Source organism: Bradyrhizobium sp. 197 (genome assembly GCF_023073375.1).
GTDB lineage: Bacteria > Pseudomonadota > Alphaproteobacteria > Rhizobiales > Xanthobacteraceae > Bradyrhizobium.
Genome location: NZ_JADPJJ010000186.1, coordinates 63934 through 78229 on the forward strand (window position 1 = coordinate 63934; position 14296 = coordinate 78229).

The window sequence follows — 14296 nt, forward strand, 5'->3', positions numbered from 1 at the left end:
GCCTGCGGCGTTTCGATCGCGCTTATTTGCTCGGCAACGTCATGCCGGCGGGTTTTGCGCCCCACATGCAAAAACTTGTCGGCTCGAAGCCGTATTGCCGCGGCCGGTGCGTCGCTTCATCCGCGATCTCATCGACGCCGACCGAATATTCGAAGATCATGCCGTCCGGTCCCTTGAAGTAGAGGAAGCGCGCGCCGGAGGTCGGATGCCGGCCCGGGCCGAACACGATCGGCACGCGCCTCTCGTTCAGGAAATAGTAGGAGCGCAGCACGTCGTCATTGCTCTCGACCTGGTGATTGATGTGCTGGATGCCGGCCTGGGGCGCGCGCACCAGCGCAATGGTGTGATGAATTGCGCTCACGCGCATCAGCGGGATGTCGCCGATGCGGTCGCTGACACATGCATTGCACACTTGCGTCCAGAACCGCTCGTCGCGCGCCGGATCGGTCGAATTCAGGCCGATATGGCTGAAGCCGGTGATGCCGGCGTCACGGCTGGCGAAATAGCGCCGCCCGCTGCGCTCGGCGCGAACCACGAGCTCGATATGATTGCCGGTTGGGTCGCGAAATCCGATGAAGGCCTTGACCTTGCGCTGCTCGGCCTCCTGCGCGGTGCCGGCGTGGGCGGGATGGCCGAGCGATTCCAGCGTCGCCGCCGCGTCTTGCAGGCCGGCTTCGTCCTCCACCTCGAAGCCGACGGTCTGCTCGCGCGGATCGCCTTCCGAGTAGCACAGCGTGTGCGCACGTTCGTCGGATCGCAGATACAGCGCCTTGTCGCCGCGCTCGGCGACCTGGAGGCCGAGACAGGCCGTGGCAAAATGTTCGGCCTGCTCTAGATCGGGCGAACCGAGGCGGACATAGCTCACGTCCTTCAACTGGATCATGCGTTGCTCCTGTTCGATGATGCGGACGCGCCAAGCTCGGGAACCTTCTTGCTTTCGCTGCCCCAGTTGCAGAGCGAGGTGGCATGAAGCGGAAATTGCCTGGCCGGCCGCGGCTTATCGCCGATTTCGGCCATGCCGTGGACATAGGACAGGATCAGCCCATCGGGTCCTTCGACATGCAGGAAGATCTGGTGCGAGGCCGACTGGCGGCCGGGCCCTTGCACGACCCTCACCTGGTTGTCCTGCATGAAGTAGCTGTTCTGCATGATCTGATCGAGCGCTTCGACCTCGAAGGCGGCGTAGAGCAGGCCGTTTCGCCGCGATGGATAGAGCGCGATGCGATGATGCAGATGGTCGATACTGAGGTAGGCGATATCGCCGACCCAGTCAGTGACCTCGGCGCCGAGCAGGCGCCAGAACGAGAGGTCACGGACGTGATCGGTGCTGCGCAGGCCGATGCCATGGAACTGGATGATGCCGGCATCGCGCGGCGGAAAATAGCGCCGGCCGCTGCGGGTGGGACGGGTGATGAGATCAATGCGATTGCCGGAGGCGTCGTCCGCAAGCAGGGCGGACTGCACATATCGCCGCCGGCATTCGTCCGGGCTTGCCGGCCGCACGGCAAAATCCTGCGCGCGCAGCCGCTCGCCGAGGTCTTTCAGAGCGGCGTCATCCCAGACCTCGATGCCGATGCTGGTGCCGTCGCGCTGATCGCGGCTGAGACTCACGGTGCGGAAGCGATCGTCGGAGCGGAAGGCCGGTTCGTCGTCGTGGCCGGCAACCTGCTGGAGGCCGAAGATGTCGGAAACGAACTGCGCACAGGCCTGCGGCTCGCTGACGGCATGACGGACGTAGCAGACCGATGTGATGAGCGGCGTGCTTCGGTTTGCTGCTTGCCTGCTCATTGCAGCCGACCTCGTTTTTGCTCGGCTTCGAGGAAGACCTTGATCATCTGCCGCCAGAGCCCGAACAGATGGTCAAACCATTTCGGATCATTGTCCCAGAGCGTGCGCAGCGCCATGCCGCGGACGACACCGAGGGTGAGCGCCACGATATCGGCCGCGACTGCGGGGGGAACGTTGCTGGCGGCCAGCGCCTCCGCCCAGGCGGCCTCCACCGGACGGCGCGCCTTTCGCGAGATGTCGAGGATCTTCTTGCGCACCGCCTGGTCGGTCGAGGTCGAGAGCACGATATCGATTGCCACCAGGAAATGCGCGCTGAAGAAGAACTCCTTGGCATCCTCGATCACGGCCTCGATCAGGTCGCGTGGGCGATTGATGGCAGCCGCGCGGCGGCGGCTGAGGATTTGCGCCTGCTCGAAGACGTATTCGAGCGTGGCGACGACAAGCGAGTCCTTGGTCGGAAAATGATGCAACTGGGCGCCGCGAGAGACGCCGGCCTCAGTGGCAACTTCAGCCGTGCGAAACCGCGCATAGCCTCGGCGCCGGATCAGATTGGCCGCGGCCTTCAGGATGCGCAAACGGGTTTCTGCGGTTCGTTCTGCTTGGGTGCGCCGGCGCGGCGGTGCCAGCGGGCGGCGCGCGGATTTGAGCGGAGCAGGCGTGCGGTCGGCGCGGGTCGGCATGTCACACCTCAATCTGGACGTTCCCGTCGACGACCGTGACGGGATAGGTCTTCAAGGCAATCTCGCAGGGCATGCCCGTGGGCTCGCCGGTGGTGACGTCGAACGTTCCGAAGTGGAACGTGCACTCCACGATTTTGCCGTTGATGATGCCTTCTTCCGCGAGCGATGCCTCGCCATGGGTGCACATGTCGGCGGTGGCGTAGATCGTGCCGGCCACGCGATAGAGCGCGACATGGGTGCCGTCGGGCAGGGGAGCCTGCTTGATCTCGCCCTCGACGACCTCGTCGGCAGTGCAAAGAATGACCGTTTCAGCCATGAGCAAAGACCTAGAGCATAGTGCTGCCGCCGTTGACGCTGATGACCTGGCCGGTCACGAACGACGCTTCGGCGGAAGCGAGATAGGACACCATCGAGGCGACTTCCTCCATTTCGGCCGGACGGCCCATCGGAATGACGCTGACGAATTTTGCGGCAAGCGCCGGATCGCTCTTTGTGATCGCAACCATCTGCGGCGTGTTTACCGCGCATGGGGCCACCGTGTTCACGGTGATGCCGTCCCTGGCGAATTCGCGCGCCATGCCGGTGGTGAGGCCGTGCATGCCGCCCTTGGCCGCGTTGTAGGCGGCGTGATCCCAGAGGCCGTTGCGCACGGAGTCTGCGCCGAGATTGACGATGCGGCCGTAGCGCTGCTTGCGCATCGGTGTGACCGCGTACCAGGAGCACCACAGCACGGTCCACAGATTGCGATCGATCGTGGTCTTCAGCGTCTCCGGCGTGTGCTCTGCGAACGGCTTGATGATGCCGCCGCCGGCATTGTTGACGAGGATATCGAGCCGGCCGAATCGTTCGGAGGCGAGCTTGATCGTCTTCTCGGCGACGCCCTGATCGGACAGATCGCCAGCCTGGATCGCAACCTCCGTGTCGAACTGGCTGGTGAGATACGCCGAGGCCTGCTTCAGCCCGGTCTCGTCAAGGTCGGCGAGAACCAGTTTGGCGCCGTCCTTGGCCAGCCGTTCGGCGATCGCAAGGCCGATGCCCTTTGCTGCACCGGTCACCACGGCAATGTTGTTTTTCAACTTCTTGTCCACGATCGCTTTCCCTACAGGATGATGCTGACGCGTCCCTGCGTGCGCAGGCCGTCGCTGTCGAGCAGGCAGCGCTTTTCCTTGATCCGCAGCCGGCCGTTCTCGGCCACCAGCCGATAGCGGGTGCTGCCGAAATAGGTGTCGGTGATGCCGTCCTTGGTGCGATAGGTGATGAAGGCGGCGGCGACTTCCATCTCATGGTGGCTGCGGCCGCGGATCCGCACGTTGCTGACGAGATGCCGCGTCCGCGAATGCGGAAACTCGGCGTGCGCGGTGCGCTTCATCAAGCGTTTGACGCGCTCGCTGAGGCGGAAGCGGTCGTCAGCGACGTAGAACAGGTTCTTGTCCGGCGAAGAATCGGCGGGAACGTCGGTCGACGGCACGTAATAGTTCGCATCGTCCGTGAACAGCTCGAGCCATTCCGGCAGTCGCCACTCATCGAGCAGCTCCGCCTCGGCGAACAGGAAATCCTCGACATCGGCGCGCGAGATATTTTGCATGTGCGTCTCCCGTCTCACACCGATGCCGCGAAGACGTTCTTGTTCCAGTGCGACCAGAACGCTCGCATCTGCAGCTCGTCATCATAGGCAGGCGTCTCCTTGCCCATGCCCTTGGAGATGTCGTTCCATTGCGCTTCGGTGGCGTTGCGGAAACCGCGCTGGCACTGCTCGAGCGCCTCGACGTCGTCTGGGGTGGCGAAACCGCCGGGGCCGAGGAATTCCAGGAAGTTGAACAGGCGGTATTTGCGCGCCCAATCCGTCTCTTCCTTCGGAGCCAGCGCCCAGGCGCTGATGGTCATGAAATCTGGCGCCTGCGGGTAATAAGTGCGGATCGTCACCGCCATGATATCGTTGACGACGAGATTGGGGAACACGAACAGGTTGCGGTTGTAGAGCGCGATCCGCTTGGCGCGCTCCTCGCCGTAGCGCGTCACGAGCCCCTGGTAGAGCCGGTCGATCTCGCGCTTGCCGTCGTCGCCCCACATCGGTACCCACTGTGCGACCGGGCGTCCCCACGGCGCCTTGTATTCCAGCACAGCATGGCCCTTGCCGAGATCGCGCGCGGCGCCCTCCAGCGGCACTGGCGCCAGCCCGCCATTGGTGGCCTTGAGGTAGTCGAAATAGGTCGCGTGCGTGGTGAGCGCGTGATAGCCGTCGATCGAATTCTCGGTGAGGAGTTTCCAGTTGGCGCGCATGGAATATTCCTGCGTGCCGCCGACGATGGTCATGCCCATCTCGGCCTGGTCGGCAATGACGTCGAGATATTCCTTCACGGCGCCGAGATAGCTGTCGAGTGTCTCGGCGTTCTTGTCGAAGCAAACGAAGCAGAAGTCGCGAAAGGTTTCGAACCGCGGCACCTGCTGCATGTTGGACGTGCTGCGCTCCTTGAAGTCAGGCGCATAGGAAGCTTCGCCCGGCTGGCTGCGCAGCGCGCCGTCCAGGCCGAACACCCAGCCATGATAGAAGCACTGAAACGACTTGGCGTTGCCGTGCTTCTCGCGGCAGACCTGAGCGCCGCGATGCGGACAGGTGTTGAACATGGCGCGCAAGGTCCCTTTTGCATCGCGCGCGAACAGGATGCTGCGGCCGCCGACCTGGCGGGTGACGAAATCTCCGCGCTTGGGCAGTTCGGAGGCATGGCCGAGATAGAGCCAGCATTTTTCGAAGATGCGCGCGCGCTCGGCTTCGAGGATGTCGGGATCGACAAACGCTTGCCGCGAGACCTTGAAGATTTGCCTGGTCTCGTCGACCATGAGCGCCGTGTTCATGCGTTCGAACGCGTTCATTGCCGGTCTCCCTCGCCAGCTTTCATTGTGATCTCAACGGCGGCTCGGAGGTCGTAACCCGGCGATTCCAGATCGCCGCGTTGCGGCTTGGCGTTGGCGGCGATGATCCGCCGCAGCATCGCCATGTCCTTAGCGGCGTTGACGGTGAGCGCGCCCACCATCTCGGTGCCGCGCATCGCGATGACCGAGAATTTTTCGCTGGTCGGATCGCCGCGCGCGATGTAGTCGGCCTCGCGCATGTCTCCGGCGACCTGGATGTTCAGGTCATATTGATCGGTCCAGAACCATGGCGGATCGTTGTATTCGCTGGTCCCGCCGATCATGTTGGCGGCGACCGCGATGGCCTGGTTCTGCGCATTCGCCCAGGTCTCGACCCGGATGGGGCGGCCGTGGCAGCGGCTCCATTGCAAGGCGGCATCGCCGGCGCAGAATATGTCCGAAGCGGCAGTGCGGCCGCAGGCATCCACCGCGATGCCGTCAGCTGTGGGCAGGCCGAGCCGTCCGGCCAAGTCGCCCGAGGGGACGACCCCGATGCCGACCAGCACCAGATCGGCAGGGATATCTTTGCCATTGCTCAGTTGAACGGACTGGGACGTACTCCCGGTGACGGTCGCGCCGAACACGAATTCGACACCGTGATTGCGGTGCTTGTCGGCCACGAGATCGCTGATCAGCGCCGGGAATGCGCGGGCGAGCAGCCGTGCTTCGCTTTCGATCACCGTGACGTGACATCCGCCCTTTGCAGCGGCGCAGGCGGCTTCCAGGCCGATGACGCCGCCGCCGACGATGACGATGCGCGAGCGGGCCGCGATATGACGACGAAAGCGGATCGCATCCTCGACGTTGCGCAGATACTGGACGTTGAGCGGCCCGCCATCCAGCGCGGCGAGCCGTCGCGGACGCGTGCCGGTCGCGAGCAGAAGCCGGTCGAAGGGAAAGCTACCGCCGTCGGCGGTGGACACGATACGGCGGTCGGCGTCGCAATCGACAGCTGCCGTGCCGGTCTCGAGGCGCACGCCCAGCGTTTCGTTCCAGTCGCGCGGCTGCTTGATATAGGCGAGCGGCGCATCGGGGGACTGCAACATGGCCTTGGACAGTTGCGGCCGTTCATAGGGAGGGTGGGGCTCATCGCCGATCATCGTGATGGCGCCCTTGAAACCGCGCGCCCGCAGTGCTTCCGCGGCACGCGCGCCGGCCTGGCCGGCTCCAGCGATCACGATGTTCTCGATCGTTCGCGCCACGCTCGTTCGCTCCCTGATGCGTTGTCGACGGCATCTTGTTGATCGTGCACTAGCATACGAATATAGGATTGCATAGAAAATAAAAACAGTCCAACCTGCTTGTAAGTTCATAGCGTGGCTTGGGCTGGGTTCTTGTCGGAGCGTGCGCCGCAAAAAGACATCGGGGAAACGTCTTGGTCGAAGCAATCGACACCCATACCCATTTCGTTCCGCGGCACATCCCGGCGGAGCCGGGCCGCAATCCGCTCTGGCCGTCGATCGAGCTCAAAGACACATCCGCCGCCGTCATGGTCGGCGGCAAGGTGTTCCGGATAATCGATTCCCGCAGCTGGGATGCGCGCCGAAGGCTGGACGACATGGCGGTTGACGATGTCGATGTGCAGGTCATCTCGCCGATGCCGGAACTGTTGTCGCATTGGTTTCCGGCTGACGATGCTGACGCGCTTTGTCGCTGCGTGAACGAGGGGATCGCGGCGCTCTGCGCCGATCATCCCGGCATTTCATCGGGATCGGGATGGTGCCGATGCAGGATGTTGCGCTTGCGGTGCGGCGCATCGACAGCATCAAGTCACTTGGCCTGCGCGGTTTCGAGATCGGAACGCATATCAATGGTATGGCGCTCGGCGACGCGCGCCTGAACGACGTCTATGCAGCGGCCGAGCAGGCCGGGTTGGTGCTCATGATCCATCCGCTGCATCCGCTGGGGCTCGATCGAATGGATGGTCGTCCGGAGCTTGCGGCCGTGGCGGCGTTTCCGCTGGAGACGGCATTCGCCGCGGTGTCACTGATGACCCATGGCGTGCTCGAGCGCTTTCCGAAGCTGCGGATCCTGCTCAGCCATGGCGGCGGTGCGCTGTCCTGGCTGCTGCCGCGGCTGCATCACGCTTATGCGATGGGCCCGCCGTTGCAGAGTCTGTTCGCAAAGGATCCGACCGAGATCGCTCGATCCTTCTACTACGACACGATCCTGTATGACGGGCCGGCGCTGCAATATCTGGCCGACAAGGTCGGCAGGGACCGGCTCGTCGTCGGGTCGGACTATCCGTTCACGATCAGGCAGGACAAGCCTTCGCAGTTCGCCGAGCAGGCCTTGGCTGTTGGGCGTGAAACACTCTGCGCCAACGCAAGGCTGCTGTTCGGGCTCGGCCAGGGCTAACGGGAGGGAACTTTGGGAAGCTGCTATTCCTATCGCCAGTTCTCCTCGCTCGGGCCGTTGCCGCCGCGCACGCCGGCGCGGCCGGATCCGCAGGTGCCGAAGGACCGCAAGCTCGGCCCGTGCTCGCACGGCAAGATCGGCGCGTTCTATTTCTACGCCGAGGGCTCCCAAGATGATCCCGCCTTTGGATTTTGCGAGATCGAGCTGTCGGTTCAACGCCTGGCCGAGAACAAGGTGCGGCTCGAACTCTACTGCATCGCCGACGGTTACCAGAGCGCGCGTGGCGTTGGCACACGACATCCGCTGAAGATCGCGGTGCTTGCCGGAGAGGAAATCCTGGGCACCGCGAACTGGCATTTCCCGAATGTGATCTCTGGCCATGCCGATCCCATGCATTTTGCGGTGGACCTTGAGATCGATGATGAGCCCTTTGCACGGATCGATCGTGTCGAGCTGAGCCGGACCAGCGGCGAGTCGGAACCGTGCGGGTAGATCGGTCTTCGGAGATCGACTGCGACGTGGCGCACCGGGACGCCGGCGCTCGGCCTGCAAACGAATGTTCTCAGCAATAGTAAAGTAGAGTACGATCAGAACAAATCGGGACTGCGGTTTCGCGCCGGACCGCAGCGTGGAAACGTCAAGCGTCCCGGACTCAGGGAGTATCCATGCGGCTTCGCATTGCAATCGCAGTATGGCTTGTTGCTGCATTGACCGGAACGGCGGATTGGCGGCAGGCGTCGGCGGAATCCTACCCGTCACGCCGCATCAACCTGATCGTTCCGTTCCCTGCGGGCAGCGCGACGGACGCCGTGACGCGGCACCTAGCCGAAAGCATTCGCATCGAGACAGGCATGACGGTTCTGGTCGAGAACAAGCCCGGCGCCGACGGCAATCTTGCCGCGCTCGCGGTTTTGAAGGCGGAGGCCGACGGCTACACCGTCTTCGTCACCACTAACTCGACCCAGGCGGCCAACATCAATCTGTTCAACGCGATGCCCTACGATCCCAAGGCGGACTTTGCGCCGGTGGCCGGGATCATGACCATTCCGATGATGCTGGCGGTGAAGCCGGAGTTTCCGGCTAAGTCCGTTGCCGAATTCATCGCCCTGGCGAAGTCGCGGCAAAAGCCGCTGTCGTTCGGCAGCGGCAACACGTCGAGCCGGGGTGCCGCGGAACTGTTTCGTTCCCGCGCCGGCATCGAGATGCAGCACGTCCCGTACCGCGGCATGCCGCAGGCGCTGACGGATGTGCTGGCGGGCGAGGTCGATTGCGTGTTCGCCGATCCCGCCAGTGCGCAGGGTCTGATCCAGGATGGCCGGTTGCGGGTGCTCGCGGTGACGAGTAGCGAGCGGCTTGCGGGCCTGCCCGATGTCCCGACGCTCGCGCAGGCCGGCCTGTCCGGGGCAGAGCTGAGCGCCTGGGTCGGAGTCTTTGTGCGATCCGGGACGCCTTCCGATATCGTGACAAAGCTCGGTCAGGTCGTGCTCGGCTTCGTCAACAACAAGGACATCGCGGCCTATCTGGAGTCTGTCGGCGCCAAGCCGTTTCCGGCCGGACCCGATGAACTCGGAAAGTTCGAGGAAGCCGACACACGGCGTTGGGCCGAAATCGTCGGGATTGCGAAGATCGAGAGGAAATAGCTCAATCGCGCAAGGCTATCGTGCCGCGATCAAGCACGACGACATCGCGTTCGACCACCCGGGAGCGGAAACGGATTTGGCCGCCGATGGTGAAGAACTCCGTGCGGATCGTCTCGCCTGGAAACACCGGACGGCTGAAGCGGACCGACAGCGATCCGAGACGATCGGGCCTGCCATTCGCAAGTGTTTAGCACCGCGCGCGTTGCGATGCCGAGCGTACACAGGCCGTGCAGGATCGGTCGTTCAAAGCCGGCCTTCGCGGCAGCCTCGGGATCAGCGTGAATCGGATTGTAGTCGCCGCTCAGCCGGTAGACCAGCGCGCTTTGGGGCAGCGTCGCGATGTCCAGGGTTTGCGAAGGCATTTGTTCGGGCAGGGCGCTGGCCTCGGTGGGAACACTGCCGAAGCTGTCGCAGCCGCCGTCTCCACGCAGGAATAGCACGCTGCGGATGGTCGCCAGCCGCATCCCTGCATTTGTGTCGTGGAGCGTTTTGACGAGATGAAGAATGGCGCCTTTGCCGGCGCCCTTGTCCGCCACCGCCGCGATCTCGTAGCTGGCCGTGACCGTTCCCTCCGGCGGAATTGGATGATGGATCTCGAAGTTTTGCTCGCCGTGCAACAATTTCAGCCAATCGATGCCGAGCTCCGGCCGCTTCGCCCAGAAGCCGGGATGCGCGAGCACGCAGCACATCGAAGGCACCGCGTGCAGGTCGCGCTCGTATACGAAATCGAGCTGCGCCGGGTCGAGCGGTTCGGAGCCATATCCGAGACCCAGCGCGTACAGCATCGTGTCACGGCGAGAATAACTATGCGTGACGGGTTCAAAACGGAAATTCCTGACGGCTTCGAGATTCAAGGCGTCCTCCATAACTGGGCTCAGCACGCGTGCCGGCGCGACCGATCACGATCGCGCCAATGGCGGTTGCAAAGATGTTCCATCATATAGTACACAAGTGTACGAAATAGAAGTAGTCGGCGCCAGGTGTGCCGACGGGGAGTGACGCCGTGGTTTGCAACGCTGGCCGATCGGGCCATTGGACCTCGCGAGGAGTCGGCAGTCGCGGCGCTGCGTGGGCCACCGCGCTGATCCTGGCCGGCGTGCTCGCGACACAAGCTGCGGCCGGCGAGAAGAAATACGGCCCGGGTGTCAATGACACCGAGATCAGGATCGGCAACACGTCGCCCTACAGCGGTCCGGCCTCCGCCTTCAGCATGGTCGCTAAGACCGAGGAGGCTTATTTCCGCAAGATCAATGCGGAAGGCGGCATCAACGGGCGGCGCATCGTCTTCTTGTCCTATGACGACGCCTATTCGCCGCCCAAGACGGTCGAGCAGACGCGGCGGCTGGTCGAGAGCGACGAGGTTCTGCTGGTTTTCAACGCGATGGGCACCGCGGCCAACTCGGCCGTACAAAAATATCTCAACGCCAGGAAAGTGCCGCAACTTTTCGTATCGAGCGGGGCGGCCAAGTGGAACGATCCGCAGAACTTCCCCTGGACGATGGGATTCACCCCGAGCTACGAAACCGAAGGCTTTATCTACGCCAAATATGTGCTGGCTCAACGTCCCGGTGCGAAGGTCGCGATCCTGTTCCAGAACGATGACTTCGGGAAAGATTATCTCAAGGGGATCAAGCGGGGTCTCGGCGACAAGGCCGCGTCAATGATCGTGGCGGAAGAGGCGTTCGACGTGTCGGAGCCGACCATTGACTCCCATCTCGTCAAACTGCGATCGACCGGCTCCGATGTATTGTTCGACATTGCGACGCCGAAATTTGCGGCGCAGGCGATCAAGAAAGTGTCGGAGCTCGGCTGGAAGCCGCTGCACTTTCTCAGCTACGTCTCGGCCTCGATCGGCAGCGTGATCAAGCCCGCAGGATTCGAGAACGCGCAGGGCTTGATCTCGGCGGCCTATTTCAAGGATCCAAATGATCCCACCTGGAGGGGCGATCCCGGCCTCAACGATCTCAGCGGATTCCTGGATGGTTATTTTCCAGCCGCCGATCGCAGCGATACGCTGATCGTGAACGGTTACAACACGGCGCAAGCACTGGTTTACCTCCTGAGGCAATGCGGCGACGATCTCACGCGCGACAGCGTGATGCGGCACGCGGCGAACCTGAAGGACGTCGAATTGGGGATGCTGCTTCCCGGTATCCGCCTCAAGACCTCACCGGGCGATTTCGCACCGGTCAAGCAATGGCAGTTGATGCGCTTCGAAGGGACGAATTGGCATCTGTTCGGCGACGTCATAAGCGGCGACCGAAGAACTAGAGAGGAGACGAGAAATGGGACGACTATGTGCCGGACGGGTCGCGATCGTCACGGGAGGCGGCCGCGGGCTCGGGCGCGAATACGCGCTGATGCTGGCGGAGCAGGGCGCCAAGGTGGTCGTCAACGACCTCGGCAGCACGGCCGCGGGAGAGGGCGCCGATCTTTCACCGGCGCAGCAGGTCGTCGACGACATCAAGCGCAATGGCGGCGAAGCCATCGTGAACGGCAACGACGTCAGCGACTGGGCCGGCGCCAAGGCGCTGATCGACGACGCGATCAACACATTTGGCCGGCTCGACGTCCTTATCAACAACGCTGGCATTCTGCGTGACCGCATGATGGTCAACATGACCGAGGCCGAGTGGGATGCGGTGATCAAGGTGCATCTCAAGGGCACCTTCGCGCCGTCGCACCATGCCGCGCAATATTGGCGGCAGGAGGCCAAGACGCGTGGTGCGCCGGTCAGCGCCCGCCTGATCAACACCTCGTCGGCTTCCGGTTTGTTCGGCAATGTCGGCCAGAGCAACTACGGAGCCGCCAAGGCGGGCATCGCCGCATTCACCATCATCAGCGCCACGGAGCTCAGGCAGTATGGCATCACCGTCAACGCGATCGCGCCGCGGGCGCAGACGCGGATGACTGAGGGACTGAGAGAGCGTACCGAGGAGGAGGTCAAGCGACGTAACCCGCGTTGGGTCGCCCCGATCGTGGTCTGGCTCGCCAGTGAGGAGTCACAGGATGTGACCGGCCGCGTATTTGAGGCCGGCGACGGGATTCTCAAGGTCGCCGAAGGTTGGCATGCCGGCCCGGGAATCGACCCGGTCGAAGATCCGAGCGAACTCGGCCCTCAGGTCATGGAATTGATGCGGAAAGCTCGCCCCAACGCCGACATCTGGGGACGCGACATCGTCTCATGAGACTTCCAGGAACTCCTCCCGGAGCACCTCAGGCGGGTGGCAGGCCTCAAGCCGCCGCCCGCCGCTTTTTCCGGGTCTTGGACGGCTGCGCATCCTCCTCCTGGTTCGCTTTGCTGTCGGTCTCCGTGCCGCCCGACATGGCGAGGAGGTTGTGCTTCATGGCGAGCAGCGCATCGGAGGCGGCTTCGAGTTGCTTCCGGTCGATCCCGTTGACAATCCTGGCGTTGAATTTGTCAGTCTCTTTACGGAGCTTCTCCAGGAAGCCACGCGCTTGTTTGGTCACATAGACGCGCTTGACCCGCCGGTCGACGGGATCAGCCTGGCGTATCACAAAGCCGGACGACTCCAGGCGGTCGATCAGGGCTCCGACGGCGACCTTGCCGACATCGAGCTCGTTGGCGAGCTGTACCTGGGGAAGGCCGTCCTTGCGGGAGATGAACGCCAGCACCCACCATTGCGAGCGGGTGATCCCGAGCGGCGCCAGCGCGCGGTCGAACATCATCCTCCTGAGCCGCGACACATCGTGGATGAGATATCCAAGACGCAGATCCCAATCGGGCAGTTCAACCATCGATGTTTCCCTTGAGGCGAGTCGCGGCCGGAGGTTCAACTAATACCATACACCAGCGTATTTTAAAGGGAAGGCTATGAAATGAGCGTGGAAACGGCTTTCCGGCGCCGCAGGCGTCGACCGATTTACAAAATAAGTACGCTAGTGTATTAAATTGGTCAGGGCGCGGCGCTTGCTCTGTCCAGCCGGGACGCGCCGACCGCAACGAAAATCGATCGCAGGAAGGAAGCCGCCCATGTTCAACGCCGCCGTGCTCAAGGGAAAGCGCATCCTGATTACCGGTGGAGGAACCGGCCTCGGCAAGGAGATGGCGATCGGCTTCGCCGCTCATGGTGCGCACGTCTACATCTGCGGACGGCGCAAGGACGTCCTCGATCAGGCCGCCCAGGAGATTGGCACGCGAACGGGAGGGCAGGCGACCGCGCTGCTCGCCAATGTGCGTGAGCCCGACAGCATCGAAGCGATGATGACCAGCATCTGGGCGGATGGCCCGCTCTCGGGCCTCGTCAACAACGCCGGCGCCAATTTCCTCGCGCCGACCGAGACGCTGTCGCCGCGCGGCTATGAGGCGGTCCGGTCGACTGTGATGGACGGCTCGTTTTACACCTCGCTCGCCTGCGGCAAGCGGTGGATCTTGGCTGGCCTGCCGGGCGTCATCATCAGCAACCTCGTCACTTGGGTGTGGACCGGATCGGCTTTTGTCGTGCCGGCGGCGATGGCGAAGGCGGCAGTCCATGCCATGACCATGTCGCTCGCGGTCGAGTGGGGCCCCAAGAACATTCGTGTCAATGCGATCGCCCCCGGACCGTTTCCGACCGAGGGGGCCTGGGACAAGCTCAATCCGCTGGCGGAGACCGGTGTTGGCGCGACGCAGGCGGACGACGTTCCGTTGCGCCGTTTCGGCAAGATGGACGAGTTGCGCAATCTCGTGATCTTCCTGATGTCGGATGGCTGTAGCTACATCACCGGCGATACGATCAGCATCGATGGCGGTCATCATCTGGCCGCGCCCAGCACTTTTGCCGGGCTGTCAAAACTGTCGCCCGCCGACTGGCAGCGCGCCCGCGAAGCCATCCAGGCTTCGGTGCAAAAGGAAAAGCAGGCACGGTCGATCTGAGCCGGTGGGCGGAAAGACCTGCAAGCGCTTTGTCGTGAAGGGAG

General features: G+C 63.2%; 16 protein-coding genes and 2 pseudogenes. 6 read left to right on the forward strand and 12 right to left on the reverse strand.

The features are described 5' to 3' along the window. Positions 1–22: 22 nt before the first annotated feature. From IVB27_RS40485 to IVB27_RS43490, 9 genes are all read right to left on the reverse strand, one after another. Positions 23–883 (reverse strand): VOC family protein, encoded by an 861-nt coding sequence (locus IVB27_RS40485; protein ID WP_247448107.1) that lies wholly within the window; start codon positions 881–883, stop codon positions 23–25. After that, positions 880–1788, reverse strand: coding sequence for a VOC family protein (locus IVB27_RS40490; RefSeq protein ID WP_247448108.1), 909 nt, complete (start codon positions 1786–1788; stop codon positions 880–882). The genes IVB27_RS40485 and IVB27_RS40490 overlap by 4 nt, the downstream gene beginning before the upstream one ends. Then, positions 1785–2468, reverse strand: a complete 684-nt coding sequence (locus IVB27_RS40495) for a TetR/AcrR family transcriptional regulator (protein WP_247448109.1) — start codon at positions 2466–2468, stop codon at positions 1785–1787. The genes IVB27_RS40490 and IVB27_RS40495 overlap by 4 nt, the downstream gene beginning before the upstream one ends. Position 2469: 1 nt before the next feature. Beyond that, the gene (locus IVB27_RS40500; RefSeq protein ID WP_247448110.1) at positions 2470–2784 is read right to left on the reverse strand and encodes a non-heme iron oxygenase ferredoxin subunit; all 315 of its coding nucleotides are present in this window, start codon (positions 2782–2784) and stop codon (positions 2470–2472) included. A gap of 10 nt (positions 2785–2794) precedes the next feature. After that, on the reverse strand, positions 2795–3556 hold the full coding sequence (locus IVB27_RS40505) for an SDR family oxidoreductase (protein WP_247448111.1): 762 nt from the start codon (positions 3554–3556) through the stop codon (positions 2795–2797). Positions 3557–3567: 11 nt separating this feature from the next. Further along, entirely contained in the window at positions 3568–4053 is a 486-nt protein-coding gene (locus tag IVB27_RS40510) for an aromatic-ring-hydroxylating dioxygenase subunit beta (protein WP_247448112.1), read from the reverse strand. A 14-nt stretch (positions 4054–4067) separates the two neighbouring features. Then, a complete protein-coding gene (locus IVB27_RS40515) occupies positions 4068–5339 on the reverse strand; it encodes an aromatic ring-hydroxylating oxygenase subunit alpha (RefSeq protein WP_247448113.1) in 1272 nt (423 codons plus the stop codon). After that, complete coding sequence (locus IVB27_RS40520) at positions 5336–6580, reverse strand: NAD(P)/FAD-dependent oxidoreductase (protein WP_247448114.1); 1245 nt, start codon at positions 6578–6580, stop codon at positions 5336–5338. Before IVB27_RS40520 ends, IVB27_RS40515 begins: the two co-directional genes overlap by 4 nt. A gap of 107 nt (positions 6581–6687) precedes the next feature. Further along, complete coding sequence (locus IVB27_RS43490) at positions 6688–7071, reverse strand: hypothetical protein (RefSeq protein ID WP_345947000.1); 384 nt, start codon at positions 7069–7071, stop codon at positions 6688–6690. A gap of 32 nt (positions 7072–7103) precedes the next feature. Between IVB27_RS43490 and IVB27_RS43495 the strand changes: the two genes are divergently transcribed. The 3 genes from IVB27_RS43495 to IVB27_RS40535 all read left to right on the forward strand — a co-directional run bounded on the left by IVB27_RS43495 (position 7104) and on the right by IVB27_RS40535 (position 9376). Continuing rightward, positions 7104–7736, forward strand: coding sequence for an amidohydrolase family protein (locus IVB27_RS43495; protein ID WP_345947001.1), 633 nt, complete (start codon positions 7104–7106; stop codon positions 7734–7736). A gap of 93 nt (positions 7737–7829) precedes the next feature. Continuing rightward, positions 7830–8228, forward strand: coding sequence for a hypothetical protein (locus IVB27_RS40530; RefSeq protein WP_247448115.1), 399 nt, complete (start codon positions 7830–7832; stop codon positions 8226–8228). A gap of 173 nt (positions 8229–8401) precedes the next feature. Beyond that, positions 8402–9376 carry a Bug family tripartite tricarboxylate transporter substrate binding protein gene (locus IVB27_RS40535; RefSeq protein WP_247448116.1) on the forward strand — a complete coding sequence of 325 codons (975 nt, stop codon included), beginning with the start codon at positions 8402–8404 and terminating at the stop codon, positions 9374–9376. Between the two features lies 1 nt (position 9377). Here IVB27_RS40535 and IVB27_RS42915 read toward each other — a convergent pair whose 3' ends face one another. Together IVB27_RS42915 and IVB27_RS42920 are read right to left on the reverse strand one after the other, a co-directional pair. Beyond that, positions 9378–9503 carry a hotdog family protein gene (locus tag IVB27_RS42915; protein ID WP_345947002.1) on the reverse strand — a complete coding sequence of 42 codons (126 nt, stop codon included), beginning with the start codon at positions 9501–9503 and terminating at the stop codon, positions 9378–9380. 115 nt (positions 9504–9618) lie between these two features. Beyond that, positions 9619–10242, reverse strand: a pseudogene (locus IVB27_RS42920) (FAS1-like dehydratase domain-containing protein); the annotation flags it as partial. 215 nt (positions 10243–10457) lie between these two features. Here IVB27_RS42920 and IVB27_RS40545 point away from each other — a divergent pair. Both IVB27_RS40545 and IVB27_RS40550 read left to right on the forward strand, forming a co-directional pair. Continuing rightward, a pseudogene (locus IVB27_RS40545) lies at positions 10458–11636 on the forward strand (ABC transporter substrate-binding protein); the annotation flags it as partial. Positions 11637–11661: 25 nt separating this feature from the next. Further along, positions 11662–12564: an SDR family oxidoreductase gene (locus IVB27_RS40550; protein ID WP_247448117.1), complete on the forward strand. Its 903-nt coding sequence runs from the start codon at positions 11662–11664 to the stop codon at positions 12562–12564. Positions 12565–12610: 46 nt separating this feature from the next. Here IVB27_RS40550 and IVB27_RS40555 read toward each other — a convergent pair whose 3' ends face one another. Further along, on the reverse strand, positions 12611–13063 hold the full coding sequence (locus IVB27_RS40555; protein WP_247448118.1) for a MarR family winged helix-turn-helix transcriptional regulator: 453 nt from the start codon (positions 13061–13063) through the stop codon (positions 12611–12613). A gap of 307 nt (positions 13064–13370) precedes the next feature. On the opposite strand from IVB27_RS40555, the gene IVB27_RS40560 reads away from it, so the two are divergent. Next, positions 13371–14252 (forward strand): SDR family oxidoreductase, encoded by an 882-nt coding sequence (locus IVB27_RS40560; protein WP_247448119.1) that lies wholly within the window; start codon positions 13371–13373, stop codon positions 14250–14252. Positions 14253–14296: the final 44 nt, after the last annotated feature.